15 protein-coding genes are annotated in these 17,959 nt (G+C 46.2%); 10 read left to right on the plus strand and 5 right to left on the minus strand.

Annotated features, from left to right (window positions below):
• The first annotated feature begins 34 nt into the window (after positions 1-34).
• A complete protein-coding gene (locus tag FN124_RS17270; RefSeq protein WP_142686021.1) occupies positions 35-682 on the plus strand; it encodes a hypothetical protein in 648 nt (215 codons plus the stop codon).
• A gap of 470 nt (positions 683-1,152) precedes the next feature.
• On the opposite strand, the gene FN124_RS17275 is transcribed toward FN124_RS17270, so the two are convergent.
• The gene (locus FN124_RS17275; RefSeq protein ID WP_142686022.1) at positions 1,153-1,437 is read right to left on the minus strand and encodes a hypothetical protein; all 285 of its coding nucleotides are present in this window, start codon (positions 1,435-1,437) and stop codon (positions 1,153-1,155) included.
• Positions 1,438-1,715: 278 nt separating this feature from the next.
• Here FN124_RS17275 and FN124_RS17280 point away from each other — a divergent pair, with 278 nt between their 5' ends.
• The 3 genes from FN124_RS17280 to FN124_RS17290 all read left to right on the plus strand — a co-directional run bounded on the left by FN124_RS17280 (position 1,716) and on the right by FN124_RS17290 (position 4,932).
• Positions 1,716-3,137 (plus strand): tetratricopeptide repeat protein, encoded by a 1,422-nt coding sequence (locus FN124_RS17280; protein WP_142686023.1) that lies wholly within the window; start codon positions 1,716-1,718, stop codon positions 3,135-3,137.
• 180 nt (positions 3,138-3,317) lie between these two features.
• A complete protein-coding gene (locus FN124_RS17285; RefSeq protein WP_142686024.1) occupies positions 3,318-4,082 on the plus strand; it encodes a phosphosulfolactate synthase in 765 nt (254 codons plus the stop codon).
• 115 nt (positions 4,083-4,197) lie between these two features.
• The gene (locus FN124_RS17290; protein ID WP_142686025.1) at positions 4,198-4,932 is read left to right on the plus strand and encodes a shikimate dehydrogenase family protein; all 735 of its coding nucleotides are present in this window, start codon (positions 4,198-4,200) and stop codon (positions 4,930-4,932) included.
• An 18-nt stretch (positions 4,933-4,950) separates the two neighbouring features.
• Here the strand turns inward: FN124_RS17290 and FN124_RS17295 are convergent, their stop codons facing one another.
• Positions 4,951-5,748: a class I SAM-dependent methyltransferase gene (locus FN124_RS17295; protein ID WP_142686026.1), complete on the minus strand. Its 798-nt coding sequence runs from the start codon at positions 5,746-5,748 to the stop codon at positions 4,951-4,953.
• Positions 5,749-5,870: 122 nt separating this feature from the next.
• On the opposite strand from FN124_RS17295, the gene truB reads away from it, so the two are divergent.
• On the plus strand, positions 5,871-6,566 hold the full coding sequence (gene truB / locus FN124_RS17300; RefSeq protein ID WP_142686027.1) for a tRNA pseudouridine(55) synthase TruB: 696 nt from the start codon (positions 5,871-5,873) through the stop codon (positions 6,564-6,566).
• Here truB and tamL read toward each other — a convergent pair.
• Positions 6,547-8,979: a translocation and assembly module lipoprotein TamL gene (gene tamL, locus FN124_RS17305; RefSeq protein ID WP_260607537.1), complete on the minus strand. Its 2,433-nt coding sequence runs from the start codon at positions 8,977-8,979 to the stop codon at positions 6,547-6,549. The genes truB and tamL overlap by 20 nt on opposite strands.
• 102 nt (positions 8,980-9,081) lie before the next feature.
• Between tamL and FN124_RS17310 the strand changes: the two genes are divergently transcribed.
• From FN124_RS17310 to FN124_RS17320, 3 genes are read left to right on the plus strand one after another with little or no spacing between them, the layout of a single operon-like run.
• Entirely contained in the window at positions 9,082-9,822 is a 741-nt protein-coding gene (locus FN124_RS17310; RefSeq protein ID WP_142686029.1) for a TrmH family RNA methyltransferase, read from the plus strand.
• A 6-nt stretch (positions 9,823-9,828) separates the two neighbouring features.
• Positions 9,829-10,854: a hypothetical protein gene (locus FN124_RS17315; protein WP_142686030.1), complete on the plus strand. Its 1,026-nt coding sequence runs from the start codon at positions 9,829-9,831 to the stop codon at positions 10,852-10,854.
• Between the two features lie 25 nt (positions 10,855-10,879).
• Complete coding sequence (locus FN124_RS17320; protein WP_142686031.1) at positions 10,880-13,150, plus strand: hypothetical protein; 2,271 nt, start codon at positions 10,880-10,882, stop codon at positions 13,148-13,150.
• Here FN124_RS17320 and FN124_RS17325 read toward each other — a convergent pair whose 3' ends face one another.
• Entirely contained in the window at positions 13,151-14,386 is a 1,236-nt protein-coding gene (locus FN124_RS17325) for an ABC transporter permease (protein ID WP_142686032.1), read from the minus strand.
• A gap of 168 nt (positions 14,387-14,554) precedes the next feature.
• Between FN124_RS17325 and FN124_RS17330 the strand changes: the two genes are divergently transcribed.
• Entirely contained in the window at positions 14,555-15,847 is a 1,293-nt protein-coding gene (locus FN124_RS17330; RefSeq protein WP_142686033.1) for a type IX secretion system plug protein, read from the plus strand.
• Positions 15,848-15,906: 59 nt separating this feature from the next.
• Here the strand turns inward: FN124_RS17330 and FN124_RS17335 are convergent, their stop codons facing one another.
• On the minus strand, positions 15,907-17,220 hold the full coding sequence (locus FN124_RS17335; RefSeq protein ID WP_142686034.1) for an NAD(P)/FAD-dependent oxidoreductase: 1,314 nt from the start codon (positions 17,218-17,220) through the stop codon (positions 15,907-15,909).
• Between the two features lie 446 nt (positions 17,221-17,666).
• On the opposite strand from FN124_RS17335, the gene FN124_RS17340 reads away from it, so the two are divergent.
• Positions 17,667-17,867 carry a hypothetical protein gene (locus FN124_RS17340; RefSeq protein ID WP_142686035.1) on the plus strand — a complete coding sequence of 67 codons (201 nt, stop codon included), beginning with the start codon at positions 17,667-17,669 and terminating at the stop codon, positions 17,865-17,867.
• Positions 17,868-17,959: the final 92 nt, after the last annotated feature.

The following is a 17,959-nucleotide window of genomic DNA, read 5'->3' on the forward strand; positions in this document are numbered from 1 at the left end:
ATCACTGATTGCCATTATCTTAATTCACCACACTATGTCAAATCGGTTGTTATTAACTTTTACCTTTCTGTGCTGCACCGGCACATTACTGGCGCAGCGTGTTATTTCGGATGCCAAGATCGTTTACAAAATGGAGCTGCCACCTGAGCAGCTGCAAATGGATGCCATGCTGGAAGGCAGCACCTTTACCCAGTATATGCGGGGGCCTCTGAGCAGGATAGATATGAATTTCAATATTGTACATTATACCTACCTGATCAACAGTAAAGATGAAACCATGACCACGCTGATAGACCAGCATGGTAACAAGTATCTGATACGCGCAGGGAAAGATCAATATGAAAAAGACCTGAAACAATACGAGGGAATTAAGTTCCAGGACCAGGAAGAGATCAAGAAGGTGGCGGGTTACGACTGCAGAAAAGCCATTGGCACAATGCCAGATGGAAAAACTTTCGAGGTATACTATGCCATTGATCTTGTTCCGGAAAACAAGCAGTATAACCGCCGCTTTGTAAACCTGAAAGGCATTCCCCTGGAGTTTGAGATCCTTACAAAAACCGGGTCTAAAACGAGGGTAATAGCCGTTAAAGTGGAATTGTACCCGATCCCTGCTTCCTATTTCGACGTACCTAAGACGGGGTATAAAGAGGTAAGTCAGAAGGAATTACAGAATATGTAGACAGGGCTTTTTCTCTAAGGAGCAGGTGGACTTGATCTGCGTGTATGAAGGAGATGATGCGAGGGTTTATTTCCTCTGGAAAAAAGTATAAAGAAGCACATTTCCGGTGTATAAGAGAGGGTTTATTTTCTTCAGGGAGATGAATCGGAGCGGTTGCTTTCTTAAAAGCAGGCATTTGGCCACGTATTTACATAACAAACCATGAAGCATATGCTTCGGTTAACCAATAATCAACAAATTCAAAGAAGGAAATAAGCTCATTCCAGTTGATACAGCGCTAGGCGCTATTAGTAACTAACGAAAGGGAGTGCATGCGGGATTGGACGCTGTTTAAAGTGAGTTCGACCGGGATTAGAATTTATTCAAAGGGAAAGCATGAGACCTTGGAAGTTGTCTAAAAAAAGAGCCGGTTAAAAAGCTGTTGAACTTTTTAACCGGCCCATATTGTAATTGAAGAAACGTTGAAGTTATTATCCTTTCTTAAGCGGCAGAATGATCTGCAGTTTCTGAAAGTTCATGTTTCCAGGAGGTTGCGCCTGTACCTGGACATTGGAAGGAACTACGTAAGTAACATTACCCTTTGTATAGGTCATTACCGCTTTCAGGTTAATGACAGTATTACTGTTGTTGGTAGTAGTAAACTTAAAGGCTGAGTTGAAGGTACCGGAAAAGCGGTAGCCTGCGTCAAGGCTCAGGTTGGTTTTGGGCATAGCTGTGTTCAGCACAAAATGTGGGCTGTCAGCTGTTTTTTTCACTTTGTCTTTATTATTATCGGTCGGCAAAAAGTTATTATTCGCCACCGCATTGAGAGCAAAAAACGCCATTGCGCCCGCTAACAAGCAAGACAATGAAAAGGTGCGTGATATGTAAGTTTTCGCTTTCATTGTAACACAAATGTACAAACTTTTTGATATATCATATAACATCTTCTTAACGCAAGATACGAAGAAATCACAAAGAATTGTTAAAAATATTTTAAAACATTGATTTACCCCCATATTTGGGCATAAATAAAAGTACTATATTTACAGTAATGAGTAAAGACTTTTCATTTTTAAACGAGGATTTTGATGATCTGAGAGACTTGTTGCAGCAGTTTGAAAACCTCCGGGCAGGTAAGTCTCATTCTTTTTTGGACGAAGATTCATTTGAGCAGATCATAGACTATTATGACGAGCATGACGAAATGCCGACCGCATTGCAGGCCGCAGAAATAGCCATCGAACAATTTCCCTATTCCTCCACCTTATTGCTCAAAAAGGCCAACTTACTGATAGAAACCAAAAAATATAAGGAAGCACTGGATCTGCTGGAGAAAGCAGAAGTTCTGGACCGCACTGATATCAATCTTTATATACTGCAAACAGACGTTTATCTGGCGCTGAACCAGCACCAGAAGGCGGCTACCGTGCTGGAAGAACAGATTGAACAGTTCTCGGGAGAAGACAGGACGGAATTATTGCTAGAACTGGCCGATGTGTATGACGACTGGGAGGAATTTGAAAAAGTATTCGACTGCCTGAAAATGGCGCTGGAATACGATCCTACCAGCGAGGAGGCGTTGCATAAGATCTGTTTCTGGACAGAATTTACCGGTCGTAATGAAGAAAGCATCCGTTTGCACACCGCCATTATCGATGAACATCCGTATAACCAGCTGGCCTGGTTTAACCTCGGAACTGCGTTCCAGGGGCTTAAGCTGTACGAAAAGGCGATAGATGCTTACCAATATGCGGTGGCAATAGACGAGAAATTTGATTACGCCTACCGTAATATGGGCGATGCGTATATCCGGCTCCGTAAGTATGCAGAAGCGATAGAAGTGCTTCAGAAACACCTGGAAATAGCCAAGCCGGAGGATGTGATCTATGAAGCCATCGGGCATTGTTATGAGCGGCAGCGGAAATTTACGCAGGCCCGTTATTACTACCGTAAAGCTTCGCATCTGAGCCCCAGCGACGATAAGCTGTATTACAAGATCGCTGTGGCCTATATGATGGAAGCCAACTGGGAAAACGCTGCCAAATCCCTGCTGAGCGCACTTAAAATAAATAAAACCAACGCAGAATATAACATGAGCCTGGGTGAATGCTACCTGGAGCTTGGAAAGAACAAGGATGCACTGGTACATTTCATGAATGCTGTACGTACCAGGCCTAAAAGCGCAGTTACCTGGCAGGAGCTGTTAAAGGGGCTGTATGTATCCGGTTTCCTGGAGGAAGCCCTTGTACAATTGGCCATAGCGGAGGAAAAGGCCGGACGGAAGCCCATTTTTATTTACTACCGGGCCGCTATCCTGATAGCTATGGGTAAAACAAAAGAAGGGTTGCTGCACCTGGAAACAGCCCTGCAACAGGCCCCGAAAATTGTTAAAAAGCTTGTAGAGCTTGACCCTGCTGTATTACAGCATGTGAGTGTGGTGGATCTGATTGCCCAATATCGCCGCAAACGTTAACCAATGTTATTTACTTTAATAAAATAAAGTATACTTCTTATTTTTGCGCCGGCTTTTAATTGTCATGGACAAAAGTCAATAGTATTTCCGGTTACTAAAATTGCATCTACGCTATCCCGAAGTGCCTGGCGAAAATTAGTATGTGTTTTACTGACCAATAAGAAGATAAAAATATTTCAAATGAATTTTAATCTGACACAAATCCCGGAAAGGACAAAGAAGCCCCGTACACATGGACTCACTATGGTAATGGACAAGGGGCTGAGTTTGGAAGAAGCACGAAATTTTTTATCGGTAGCAGGTCCGCATGTTGACATCCTGAAACTGGGCTTTGGCACTGCTTTCGTTACGCCCAACCTGCGCGCAAAAATTGAACTTTACCAGTCGGCAAACATTCCCGTATACTTTGGCGGAACACTGTTCGAAGCCTTTGTAATCCGCAACCAGTTTGAAGAATACATAAAAGTGGTAAAGGAATTCGGTATCAGTTACATGGAAGTTTCCGACGGCTCTATCACCATCCCGCATGCTGAAAAATGCGGCTATATTGAGAAACTGGCTAAGATCGGACTGGTATTGAGTGAAGTAGGCTCTAAAGATGCAGAGCATATTATACCTCCCTATAAGTGGATAGAACTGATGAGCGCTGAGCTCTCCGCCGGCGCCACTTATGTGATCGCAGAGGCGCGTGAAAGCGGTAACGTAGGTATTTACCGCGGCAGCGGTGAAGTTCGCGAAGGACTGGTACAGGAAATCCTGACCCAGATCCCTGCTGAAAAAATTATCTGGGAAGCACCACAGAAAGCCCAGCAGCTTTACTTCCTGGAGCTGGTAGGCTGTAACGCCAACCTCGGCAACCTGGCTCCCAATGAGGTGATTTCCCTGGAAGCCATGCGTATTGGTTTAAGAGGAGATACCTTTAACCTGTTCCTCGACAGAGAATAGTTTTAGAAATAATTGCAGGATATTAATAACGGATGAAGGATTGTGTGGATATGATTGCATCAACACAGCTCCTTCATCCGTTATTTATCATTGGTAATGATCAATTCCCCCGTGCATGAAAATTTATGGACTTATAGGCTACCCGCTCAGTCATTCTTTCTCCAAAGGTTTCTTTAAAGAAAAATTTGAGAAAGAAAATATTTCAGGTTGTGTGTATGATAATTTCCCTATCCCGGGTATCTCTGAATTTACGTCTTTGCTGGAACAGCATCCGCAGTTGCATGGTTTGAACGTTACCATTCCCTACAAGGAAGCAGTGATCCCTTTCCTGGATGAGCTTAGCGATGCAGCTGCACAAATAGGCGCGGTGAACTGCATTCATTTTAAAAACGGGAAGAAAACAGGCTACAATACCGATGTGATAGGGTTTACCAAATCGTTGCAGCCACTGCTGCAGCCCCATCATCAAAAGGCCCTGGTGCTGGGCACCGGTGGCGCTGCCAAAGCCATCATGTATGCATTGGAGCAACTTGGCATTACCTACACTGTAGTGAGCCGGCAACCGGTGAATGGCGCTGTGTCGTACGAATCGCTGACCAGGCAGGTAATGGAAGATCATACGGTGATTGTGAATACAACACCCCTGGGCATGTATCCCAAAACAGGCACTTTCCCTGAAATCCCTTACCAGTATATTACTTCCAGGCACCTGCTATATGATTTGGTGTACAACCCGGCGGAAACCGCCTTCCTGCAACGTGGCGCTGCACAAGGCGCTGCTATCAAGAACGGGTATGAAATGCTGATCCTGCAGGCGGAAGCCTCCTGGGAAATATGGAATGCAGCGTAGGGGATCGCCGGAGGCGATCTACACCGGTTTTATCATATAGTATACGCACGTGGTGACGAAGTTCCTGAAGAAAGGAATCGCTGCAACAGGTTTCCATTGCACACGTGCATTAACACCGAATTTGTACTTATAGATAGGATTGATCAGGTAGAACCTGCGTTGTGTGATCTTGTACTGCTGTCGCTTTACAATGCGTTCAAAACGCTCAATGGAAATGCCGGTGGATTTTACATCCATAAGGTCAACCACTACATCATCGCCTTCTCCGAACATCCGCAGAACGCCTTTGTAGAGCGGGCGGGGGAGCAAATGAATGTAGGGCACCATACTGAGGAATTTGTTCTTGCAGATCTGCTGGTGGCCGCCATGGGGCATATACCAGGGTGGAAAGCCGAAGTATACCTGCCCGCGGGGGCTTAGCAACTGTTTGAGATGACCAATGATCTTTTCCTGGTCAGGAATATGCTCAATGGCATCTTTCAAAATAATAACATCAAAAGAGTTCCGGAATTCTCCCAGGAAATCCAGGTCATAAATATTTTTAGCGATCAGTTTTAATTGTCCGTTGTCGAGGTATTGCTGCAGGAAAGTTTTAGCCAGCTCAATACGGTCAGGTGCAAGATCCACGCCTACGCAGTTGCATCCTTTTTCCAGCAGGGGAGTAAGCACGCCGCCTTCCCCGCATCCTACCTCCATAACGCGCAGGCCTTCCAGTTGCGGAAATTCCTGCTGTATGAATGGCAGCACGTAGTCGCGCGAATTATCCACCTGTTGCTTGTGCCGTAGTGTTGCGTCTAAATGATGTTGTAAAGCCATGTATTTAAAATTGCGTGAATTTAATAAAAAGCGCTTAGCTTTCTGCTTTTAGTGGTCTTAAATAAATCCTATAATTGCCGGCCACATGCTGCGGGCTGCCTGCTAATAGCTATCTTTGCGGCATGCAAACGAACGAAAAGACCAATTACCAGGAAGGGGCCGTGATATTGATCAACAAGCCTTTAACGTGGACTTCCTTTGATGTAGTACGTAAAATAAGAAACATCACCAAAGCTAAAATAGGCCATGCCGGCACGCTGGATCCTTTAGCTACCGGGCTGCTGATTTGCTGTACCGGTAAAATGACCAAAAAGATCAACGAATACCAGGCACAGGAGAAAGAATACACCGGTACTTTTACATTGGGCGCTACTACGCCTACGTTCGACAAGGAGTCTGAGCCGGAAAATTTCAAAGATATCAGTCATCTTGATGAAGCCGCTATACTGGCTGCCACCCGGCCTTTCATAGGAGAGATCATGCAGCTGCCTCCCATACATTCTGCTATTAAACAAAACGGGAAACCCATTTACCTGCTGGCAAGAAAAGGGGTGGATGTGAAAGTTGAACCGAGGAAATTAACCATTACTGAATTTGAGATCACTAAAATAGCATTGCCGGAAGTACATTTCAGGGTGGTATGCAGTACGGGCACGTATATACGTTCCCTGGCAAACGATTATGGCGCACAACTAGGTTGCGGCGCTTACCTGAGCAGTCTTTGCAGAACCCGTATCGGTAATTTCAGTTTGGAGAATGCTACTGATATGGAAGATTTTATTGCGGCTAATTCCGTTCCTAAAACGGATAACCAATAGCGATATTCCAGATGATATTTTCACGGCGCCAGCGGCTGTCTTTAAGATCCCACTCACTTACGTACCAGCCGTTCTTATTCCCGGTGAAGTAAGGCACTTTCAGCGGGATACCCCAATCCAGGCGGATAAGGAAGAAAGAGAAATCCAGTCGCAGGCCCGCGCCTGTGCCCATGGCCAGGTCATGGTACAGCTGGTCGAACCGGAATTCGGAGCCGGGCCGGGTGGAATCTTTCCGGATCATCCAGATATTACCCATATCCAGGAAAGTGGCGCCTTTCAGGTTTACAGTGCCGCCAAACATTCTCAGCAGATCGAAGCGGTATTCGATGTTGCCTTCCAGTTTCATATCGCCGGTTTGATCGGGGAATGCCTGCGCAGTAGCAGAGGAATCTTTATAGGAGCCGGGGCCCAGGGTACGCAAACGCCATGCACGGATACTGTTGGGGCCACCGGAGGTGAACTGCCGTACATAAGGCAGTACCTGTGAATAACTGTACGGAATACCAACGCCGGCATAAGCCCTGGTAGCGAGCCCGCTGTGCAGCCCCAGTTTCCAGAAATGACGGTAATCTGCTTCTATCTTTACGAAATTCGAAATATTTACGCTGGTCAGCGTTTCCAGGTTTGTCTTTTTACCGCTGATGCGATTCATCAGGCTGTTGATGCCGCTGAGCCAGAGCCCTGATTCTTCCACGTTCACCCTGAAGTAGCTGTAATGGCGCTGGTGCAGCAGGTCCTGGTTGCTGAAAATAAATGAAACGCTTTCCCCGCCAATGAGTGCCGGTTCAAAGCTGCGCTTCAGGTATGGATTGGTATTTACTACGCTGTCGCGGAAAGTAGGGTCAAGGCTCACACCTACATAGTTGAGCGTAAAAGGCCGTACGATCCAGCGTTTGTAGATTGTTTCGTTCCAGTCGTATCCATAAGATAAATTCAAACTGGTAACATCAAATTTTTCTATGCGGGAAAGGTAGTTGGCGCCCAGTGTTAATCTTGTTTTTACATTGGAGCGGTTGCTCTGTTTAAAATTGAACGGCAAGGCAAACCGTGGCCAGGTAAGACTTACCTCGCCTCCAAACTGTTTGGATTGTAGCACCCAGCCAGATTCCTGGGGACGCACCAATTCAATACCGGTGCTCAGCGCCATACCCAATTGGGTGGCGGTTTTATTCAGATTTATATGCCGGTAGTTCAGCGTAACGCCCGACCCCAGCGTATAGTCAGAACTGTTACTTAACTCGAAGCTCAGCCCCAGTTCCTGTTTGCGGCGGGGCGTCAGGAACACATATGCATCGAGGGTGTTTAAAGAGTCTTTGGGCTCTTTATATTGCAGGGTGACGAACTGCCATACACCGATGTCGTACAGCTTATTAACGGTATTGGTGTATTGCTGGATGGAATAGGTTTCTCCTGGCCGCAGCAAGATAGACCTGGAAAGGATCTTTGGTTTCAGCATTTCCTGGTGCGCGCGGATGGTAATATACTTCCGTTCGTCCTGTTTCAGGGTGCTGTCGTTTGGATTGCCGTTGAGAGAAAAGTCGGGATAGGCGTAGATCTTACCGATATGATACTTTTCCCAGGTATCGGCACTGTCTTCCGGGTTTTTGATCCGGACTTCCACATCCATTGTCAGTTTATCTCTTCTTTTATTTTCATTGAAGATATTTACAAATCCTTCGAAAGGGTTGAGGGTGTTACGGAACAGGGCTTTGTTGAGAGTATCTACACTGAATTCTATGGCATCGCGGTTAAATTTGTAGTACCCTGCATCTTTGATGAGACGGGTGAGTCTTTCCCTTTCGCTGCCCAGGGTGGCTGATTTGAATACAATGCCTTTCTTAATCAGCGACAATCCTTCATTTGCTTTTACAATATGGAGGATGGCAGAATCGGGCACATTGTAGGTGATCTTATCTATTACGAAGTTTTTCCCTGTATTAACGCTATAGGTAACGCTGGTTTTGTGGCGCGATGTTTTTTCCTCATAGTTTACGCTGGCATAAAAGAAACCCTGGTTGTGAAGATAGCTGGTCATACGTTCCACTGATTCCTTGGATTGGGTAGAATCATAGACCACTGGTTCTTCCAGGTTTCGTTTAGCGAGTACGAGGTTCCAGAACCAGTTGGATTTTTTTTCGTTGTACTTCTGGTTATAGAGCCATACTTTGATGCGGCTGTTGAGCAGTTTTTTATTGGGTTGTTGCGTCATCAGCGATTTGGATGAAAGGGAGCTACGCAGGTCCTGTTTTTCAGAATTGAGGATTTCCCCGTTTACATCTACTTTGGCGCTGGTGTAAAGTGACTGGTCTTTCCGGAGATATTTGGTATTGGAGCAGGCCGCCAACGTGAGTATTACCGCCCATAGCAGCAATTGTTTCAGCAGTAAGGTTTTTGAATTGGGAAGCAGCTGCATCACGGGCAAAAACGTTGTTAAATTTTTTTAAGGTCAATGCTGACAAACGGGTAACCATGCCTCTTCTTGGCTGATTAAAAGAAATCGTGTAGGTTTGATCCCATGTTGTCAAAGGCGCAAATTAAATATATTCAATCATTACAGCACAAAAAAAACAGGCAAAAATCCAGCCAGTATGTGGCAGAGGGTGATAAGATTGTACAGGAGCTGCTACAGGCGGGCATGCCGGTGAAAGGAGTATTTGCAACAGCCGATTGGCTGGAGCAGCATAACTCCCTGACCAGCCATATGCCGGCAGGTACTGTAACTGAAGTGGATGCTGCTGTGCTCAAACAATTATCGTCGCTCACTACGCCCAACCGGGCGATGGCCTTACTGGATATGCCCGCACCTGTGAACCCGCTGCCGGCCTCCGGTACAGTGGCACTGGCGCTGGAAGCCATCCAGGATCCGGGTAATATGGGTACGCTGATCCGTATTGCCGACTGGTTCGGGATTCCGCAGATCATTTGCTCGCCCGACTGTGTGGACGTGTATAACCCCAAAACCATACAGGCCACCATGGGCAGTATGATACGGGTTCGTATAGCCGAATACGGTATCAGGGAATTGTTGCAGCAAACAAAGCTGCCTTCTTATGCTGCCACACTTCATGGAAAGAATATTGCGGTGTTTCCCGCTATCAAAGAAGGTATCATCCTGATCGGTAATGAAGGAAGGGGATTAACGGAAGATGTTACCGCTATGGCTACCCACCGGGTCACCATTCCCCGGATCGGCGGCGCCGAATCATTGAATGCTGCGGTAGCTGCAGGGATTATCTGCGGCCGCCTGCTTATTTAACCACTCATGAGCCCCAGGATATTATTCATCATCATATTATTGTTTTCCTGTAATCACGCTGCGGAACGGAAGGTAACGCCGGCATTTTATTACTGGAAGCAAACCTGGACGGGTAACAGCGCCGAGCTGAAATATATGCAGGAGCTGCCTGCCAGGCGGCTGTATGTAAAGCTGTTTGATGTGGATGTTAACGGGGCTACCCAGGCGCCTGCACCGGTAGCAGTGTTCAATCAGAAAGCCGCTTTTCCTGCCGGTGTGGAAATAGTACCGGTAGTATTCCTGATGAATGAAGTATGGGAACATCCTGCCCCCGGGCTGGCAGCCAATGTGGCCAGGCTGATAGAGCAGCTGTGCGATTCCCTGCCGGCCGCCGGCATAAAGGAGATCCAGCTGGACTGCGACTGGACACAGGCTTCCCGGGATGCCTATTTCTCTTTTATAAAACAGATCCGGCAAACCCCCTTTTTCCGGCATCGCCGCGTATCGGCTACCATCCGTATGTACCAGGTGAAATATAAAGTACGCACCGGTGTGCCACCGGTAGACAGGGGATTGCTGATGTGTTATAACATGGGCGATCTGCGTAAACCGGGGGCACATAATTCCATTCTCGATATAGATGCTATGGAGTCCTATCTTGGTGAAAACAGGGTGGCAGGGTATCCGTTACCCCTGGATATTGCATTACCTTTATTCAGCTGGAGCGTTCTATTCCGGAATGGCACTGCATATACCGGTATTTTAAGAAACATCGGTACGCAGGAATTACAGGATACCACTACCTTTGCAATTGATGAGAAACAATTGTATACCGTGCGGAAAGATACCCTGCTGAATGGTTATCCCTTAAAAGAAGGAAATGTTATACGGCGCGAAACCATTGACCAGCCTTCATTGGAAGCAGCTGCAAAAATGGTGGCAAAACAATTGCGGACGCCGGATCCGGTTATCATATTTTATCATCTTGATTCAACAACCCTGAAAAAATATCCCTTAAATGAACTGCAAAAAGTTTGTCGTTTTTTTAATTAGTTTTTGTGCTGTTTTCTTTGGCAACGTGATTTACACTTTATCCTGCGGGCCTACACCGGACCCGTATGATTATTACATTTCATTTTTCAGTCCGTATACCAAAGGCGGCGGCTACGAGCCGTTTTATTACACTGCCCTCACCAATTTTTTCGGGAACCCCACGCCGTCTGAGGAAACAGCCAATGTGGCCGACTGGCAAAACTATGCCGGTAACGGGGTAACGGAGAAGGATATACGTGAATGTATCTATACCTATCCAAAGGAGCAGTTATCTGCTATTGCAGAAGGCAGTGCTGCATTACCGGACAGTGTGAAGAGGAACACTTTTGCACAGTTCCTGGGAAAGGAAAAGAACCGGGAAGCAGCGCGTTACCTGTTGTTCGCAAAATCCTGCGAGCCGGCAGTAACCAGGGAAGACCAGTGGACTGCGCCGCAGCGCAACAATGTATTGATGGAGGCATTGTATAAAGAGGGGCTGGAGCTGCATGATAAAGTAAAGGATAAGGATATCCGTGACCGTTACAGTTTCCAGTTGATAAGGCTGCGGCATTACAGCCAGCAATACGGCGAGGCGGTGGCTTCATTTGACCAGCTGTTTGGAGAAAAGGAAAGAGCTTCCCTGGTATATTATAAGGCGCTGGCACTCAAGGCAGGCGGCTTATATCACCTGAAAGATTCTGTGCAGAGCGCTTACCTGTTTTCCCGGGTGTTTGACAAGGCGCCATCGCTGCGGCTTTCCTGTTTTACCAGTTTAATGTGGACCAATGCGGGCATGGAACAGGTATACCCGCTTTGTAAAGACAATCATGAAAAGGCAATGGTAGCTGCTATTTACGGCTTCTCCAATCCTGAGCCGGATGTAACGGCTATCCGGTGGGTGTATGCTTTTGATCCGGCGTCTCCGGCACTGAATATATTGTTGGGAAGGGAAATCAATAAACTGGAAGATGCTTACTTCAGCCCGCTGCTGGGAGAAGGAGGAACCGACATGGTGGGTATCAGGGAAGACTCGCCCGGAGAAAGGAGCAGGATGCTGGCAAAGTTAAATGAATTACAAACTGTAACAGATAGCCTTGTTCAAAAGGGTAAGTTAAAAGATGCGGACCTGTGGCGGGTTTCATCTGCCTACCTTTCCTATATCCGTAAAGATTACCCGGCGGCTGCGCAGCAGCTGGCGGCAGTGCGTGCAAAAGACCCCGAAGTAAAAGACCAGTGGGAGATTGTAAACCTGCTGGTAAACATCAACCAGCAAAAAACGATTGACAGCGCATTTGAAGCGAAGCTGCTGCCTTCCCTGAAATGGTTTGATACCAAAACCGCCGGCATCGGAAATTACTGGAACAGGGCCTGGGATGGCAGTGACGATAAGCGTTTTGCATTTGGTAAGATCTATCGTAACCTATTGTTCGCCATACTTGCGCCACGTTATCATCGGCAGGGCGAGCTGGTAAAGGAGTCGCTGATCAGGGGACGCTGTGATTCATTGAATATGAACGACTATTTTGTTTCCGGTCAGACTTCGCTGGACCAGATCAATAACGACATGAAACCGGCAACGCTTATACGACTGAAAGAATTCCTGCATCAGCCGGGTAAAACACCGTATGAATCTTACCTGGCAGGGTTCTTTCCCAAGGGCGTTAACCTGGACCAGGCTATAGGAGTGAGTTATGTGCGGCTCCATGATTTCAGTAATGCGCGCGACTGGTTTAAAAAGGCGGCTCCAGATGCGCTGGCTGTTTCCTACCAGGTGTTTCATGAGCAACTGCAGGATTTCGGGGAAGATACCGCTGCAGGGCCATACAATAAAGCTATTACACAGCTGCAGTTTTGCGAGCGCATGCTGCAGTTGCAGGAAAAGATGAAAATAGCGCCGGTGCCGGCAAAAGTATATTACGATTATGCTACCGCGTTATTCAGCATTTCCTACTATGGCAGAACATGGTATTTTGTGAAAGGTTACCGCCCCAGCACTTCATGGTACTCTCCCGATTGTGATAAAGACGCTTTTGACAAGCAGTATTTCGGATGTTATGCGGCTGAAAGCTATTATACGAAGGCTGCACAGGCCAGCACAGATAAAGAGTTCAGGGCACGGTGCGCGTTTATGGCAGCCCGTTGTTCCCAGAAGCGGATCGTTAGCAGGGATGACCGCGACAAGTATATTCACACATGGATAAATAACCGCTATTTCCCGTTGCTGGCTGGCAGTTATAGGGAAACGAAGTTTTACCAACAGGCATATAACCAATGCAGTTACCTGCGTGATTATGTGAAAAGTACCCGGAAGAAATAACTATTTAAACTGGATGGCTTTTACCGGTGTGATACGCCGGATGATCCTGGCCGGCACCTGCAGTATAAGTATGCAGATGAGGAAGGTGCCTATGTTGATCAGCAGGATATCGACCCAGTGCAGAGATACGGCTGCCACCGACATGTAATAGGATTCTTCCGGCAGTTTGAAGATGCCTGTGGCCTGCTGCAGGAAAGCAATGCCCAGCCCGAAGAAGTCGCCGATCAGTATTCCCAGGATAACGATATAGGCTGCCTGGTATACAAATATTTTCTGGATATCCCAGTTGCGCATACCCAGTGCTTTGGCAATACCTATCATATTGGTGCGTTCCAGGATGAGGATAAGAATGGCCGTGATCATATTTATGATGGCAACGATGGTCATGATAACAATAATGATCAGCTCATTCTGGTTTTGCAGTTGCAGCCAGTCGAAAATATTGGGATAAATATCCTGGATGGTGCGGGTAAACAACTGATCCGGCAATGCGTTGTTATCCATATACCTGGCCAGGGAATCCATATTGCGGTAGTTATTGATAGATAGTTCATAACCGCCCACCTGATTGGGGTCCCAGTCGTTGAGCTTGCGCACCAGGTTAAGATCGCCGATCACATAAGTTTTATCATATTCCTCGATACCGGTTTTAAATATGCCCGTTACCGTTAGTTTGCGGGCGCGTGGCGGTAGTCCGCCTCCCTGTATAAAATAGATGATGGCCTTATCATTTACTTTCAGCTGCAATTCCCTGGCCATGTATTCGGAGATCATAATTTCCGGGGCATAGGAGCTATCGTTGAACTGCAGCAGGTTACCGGCCTGCAGAAAGCGTTTCAGCTGTGGCCAGTCGTACTCTTTATCTATTCCTTTAAAGATGATGCCGTCTATTTCCTTTTCGGATTTTATAATGGCAGATTTGGTAGCGTAGTTGCTGATGGATTTAATGCCGGGCACTTTTTTCAGGCTATCCAGCAGGCTTTGGCGGCTGTAGAAGGGAATTTCTTCTGTGAGCGGGCCCGCGTTTGGCTGGTATTCATTGATATGGATATGGCCCCAGAAGCTGAAGATCTTCTCCTGGATCACCTGCTGAAAACCGTTTACCAGCGCTGTTGCCAGGATCATTACCGCCACGCTCACCGCGGTGGCGGCTACAGCGATATTGATAATGAACTTTGAGAAAGAAGATCCCTTATTGAAAGCAATCCGTCTGGCAATAAAAAATGATAAGCGCATAGAACAAATATAGGGAAAAGCTGAAAGTGCAGCGCATAAAGCAAAAAGGTAGGCCAATGGCGCCCGTGCCGGATAAATATTTTATCTTCGCCGGGGTCATTTGCTATCTGGCTTTTGGCTCCGGCTTTCCGCTTTTAATCGTAACTTGAATAATATCAATTGCCTCATATGCGTACAGCAGCATTATTTTTTACAATAGCTCTTGTTGCCTGCCTGTTTAACAACGGCGCATCTGCACAAGTGAATGCTATTACCCCGGACCATGTATACCACAACAATATCAGATCTGTGAAGTTTAACCAGGTAGGTGATCCGTTGAGCTTAGCCATGTATACCATTGGTACCGGTGAGAAGCTGGAGCTCTCGTTCGACGACATGGACAATGATGTGAAGAACTATTACTATTCCTTTGTGCTTTGTAATGCCGACTGGACGCCGGCGCCGGTGAACCAGTTTGATTATATGCGTGGATTTTCCGAAACCAGGATCCTGAACTATAAGTTATCCAGTGTATCCTTACAGCGTTATACACATTACAGTATCCAGCTGCCGGGTACCAACAGCTATCCGGTAAAATCCGGTAATTATATGCTGAAGGTATACCTGGACAGCGATACCTCGCAGCTGGCCTTTACCCGCCGGATGTATGTGGTGGAAAATAAGGCCAGTATATCAGGATTTATCCAGCAGCCTATTGCGCCTAAATTGTTCCGTACGCACCAGAAGATCAACTTTGAAATAAACACCGGTTCCCTGAATATCCAGAACCCTTTTGACCAGATCAAAGTGGTGGTGCTGCAAAACTACCGTTGGGATAATGCGCTCACCAAACTGAAGCCACAGTTTATTAACGGGAATATTCTGAAGTACAATGCAGAGCAGGACTGTATCATGCCTGCCGGTAAAGAATACCGCTGGATTGACCTGCGCAGTTTCCGCCTGCAAACGGAGCGGGTACAGCGTTCGGAATATCATAGCAACAGCACAGATGTATTTGCTGTAACGGATTACGAAACAGCCGACAAGCAATACCAGTTTATTAAAGACATCAACGGGAAATATTACCTGGCTACGCTGGATGATTATGACCCTAATTTCGAAGGAGATTATGCCACTGTGCATTTCTCTTTTGGAGCACCGGAACCTTATGCGGGATATGATATGTATATTTTCGGAGAGTTTACCAACTATGAGCTTAACGATAACAACAAGCTCACTTATAATGGCGCCAGCCGCGCCTATGAGGGCAATATTTTCCTGAAGCAGGGGTACTATAATTACATATACGGACTGGTAGACAAAACAGCGGCTAATCCCAGGTTCGATACTGATATGACGGAGGGAAATTATTGGGAAGCGGAGAACAACTACACCATATTGCTGTATTACCGGGCGCTGGGTGGAAGGTCTGATGAGCTGGTATCGTCAATCACATTGAATTCGATTTTGAATCGTAAATAGGAAGAAATATTCTAAAAGAAGAAGGGAGATGAATCATTCAACTCCCTTCTTCTTTTTATTTATGCGCCTATACTCTGGCGTAGTTTAACAATATTGGCGGCGCCCCGTTTAATGATGATGCGGGTACCTCTTTCGTAGGTGAAGTAGCGGTAGAACCAGTTAATGAAAACCACCAGCTTATTTCTGAATCCCAGTAAGCTCATGAGATGTACAATCATCCAGGCCAGCCAGGCAAGGTATCCGCTCATGCGTATACCTGAGAACTCGGCCACAGCCCTGTTGCGGCCAATGGTGGCCATGCTGCCAAGATCTTTGTAATAAAAGCCTTTCATGGGTTTATTTTCCAGGGAGAGCCTGAGGTTATTCGCTACATTTTTACCTTGTTGTATAGCCACCTGCGCCACCATCGGGTAGCCTTTGGGGAAGCGGGGATCGTTGGTCATCTGGGCAATATCGCCTATAGCGTAAATGTTGGTAAATCCCCTGACCTGGTTCAGCTCATTCACCAGGATGCGGCCGTTGGGCAGGATAATGTCTGAAGGAATGCCTTTTACAGGGATGCCTTTTACGCCGGCAGACCAGAGCAGGGATTGGGTTTGGATCAGTTCACCGGTACTGAGTGTAACGGTTTTGCCGTCGTATTCTTTTACGCCTGTGTTGAGTAATACACGAACACCGATCTCCTGCAGTGCTTCCAGTGTTTTCTGAGAGGTAGTTTCACTGAAGGAGGCCAGTAGTTTAGGGCCTGCTTCGATGAGGTATACGTTCATGAGCGACTGGGGCAAGGTGGGATAATCTTTGGGCATAATGTATTTGCGGAGCTCTGCAAAAGCACCGGCCAGCTCTACGCCAGTAGGGCCGCCGCCTACCATCACGAAGTTTAGTTTGGGTTTTATTTCTTCCGGGTTTTGAAGCAGCAGGCTTTCTTCAAATTGTTTCACCACGTAGTTCCTGATCTGCACGGCTTCTATGAGAGATTTCATACCGATGGCATTGTCTTCGATATCTTTATTTCCAAAGAAGTTGGTATTGCTGCCGGTGGCAAAAACGAGGTAGTCATAATGTATTTCACCTATACCGGTTTCAAGTATATTTTCTGAAGAGCGGATACCGGTTACTTCCGCCATGCGGAATACGAGGTTTTGCTGTTTCCTGAAGATGCCTCTCAGGGGAAAGGCGATGCTATCCGGTTCAAGGCCGGCGGTAGATACCTGGTACAGCAGTGGTTGAAAGAGGTGATAGTTGTTCCTGTCGAGTAACACTACCTGAACGGGTGCATGTTTAAGCTGTTTGGCAAGGTTTACGCCGCCGAATCCACCACCTACTATAACGATTCGAGGTTGTGTGGTTTCGGGGATGTTGGGCTGAATCATAATTCATCATTTTATATGTTGCCGCAATTGTGATAATATGGTCTTAGATTGGGTATTGCAGGTTGTTGTCAAACCGCATACCGCATTAAATATTCTCAAAGTTACGAAACTTTCAGAAAAAAATGAAAATTATAGATGGGAATGCAGCGGTAAGGGAGTTATTTGGAAATATTTAATCTCCTTAATAATCTGAAAAGGAAGGTTACAGTTGAATTATTAATATGTGATACGTGGAAATAATGCGATATCCCTGCCTGGATATAAAATTGGGATATTTAGGATGAGGAGGCTTATATATTTAAACTATTGTTTTGTTGGAGCATTAGGTCAAACTACTCTTATATGAAATAGTTGGGTATGTCAAGGGGTGAAAATTAAGTTAACGCCTTTAAACCCGATATGGTATAGAGAGCAAAGTTTATGGAATAATACTTAATATTTGAGTTATGACAATTACATCATATAAAAGACTAAAGCAGGCGCTTATTAAACAAAGGCGCGAGGTTACCGCTTCTCCCCAGGCGGCAAGTCGTTTTATTGATGATTTGGGACTCAGAGATATTGTTATAACTTCTGCTGAGAATGCTGCCGCTCCAAAAAAAGCGGCCACTCGTAAAGCTGTTCCCAAGAAAGCTGCTAGTAAATAATATTCCACAATTTGCTATAAATTTCCCTAATCTTCAGGGGCGTTGTTTTTAAATATGACCTCAGCGGATTATATATACTCTTCGGATCCCGG

Origin of the sequence: Chitinophaga polysaccharea (genome assembly GCF_902150045.1) — a bacterium.
GTDB classification, from domain to species: domain Bacteria; phylum Bacteroidota; class Bacteroidia; order Chitinophagales; family Chitinophagaceae; genus Chitinophaga; species Chitinophaga polysaccharea_A.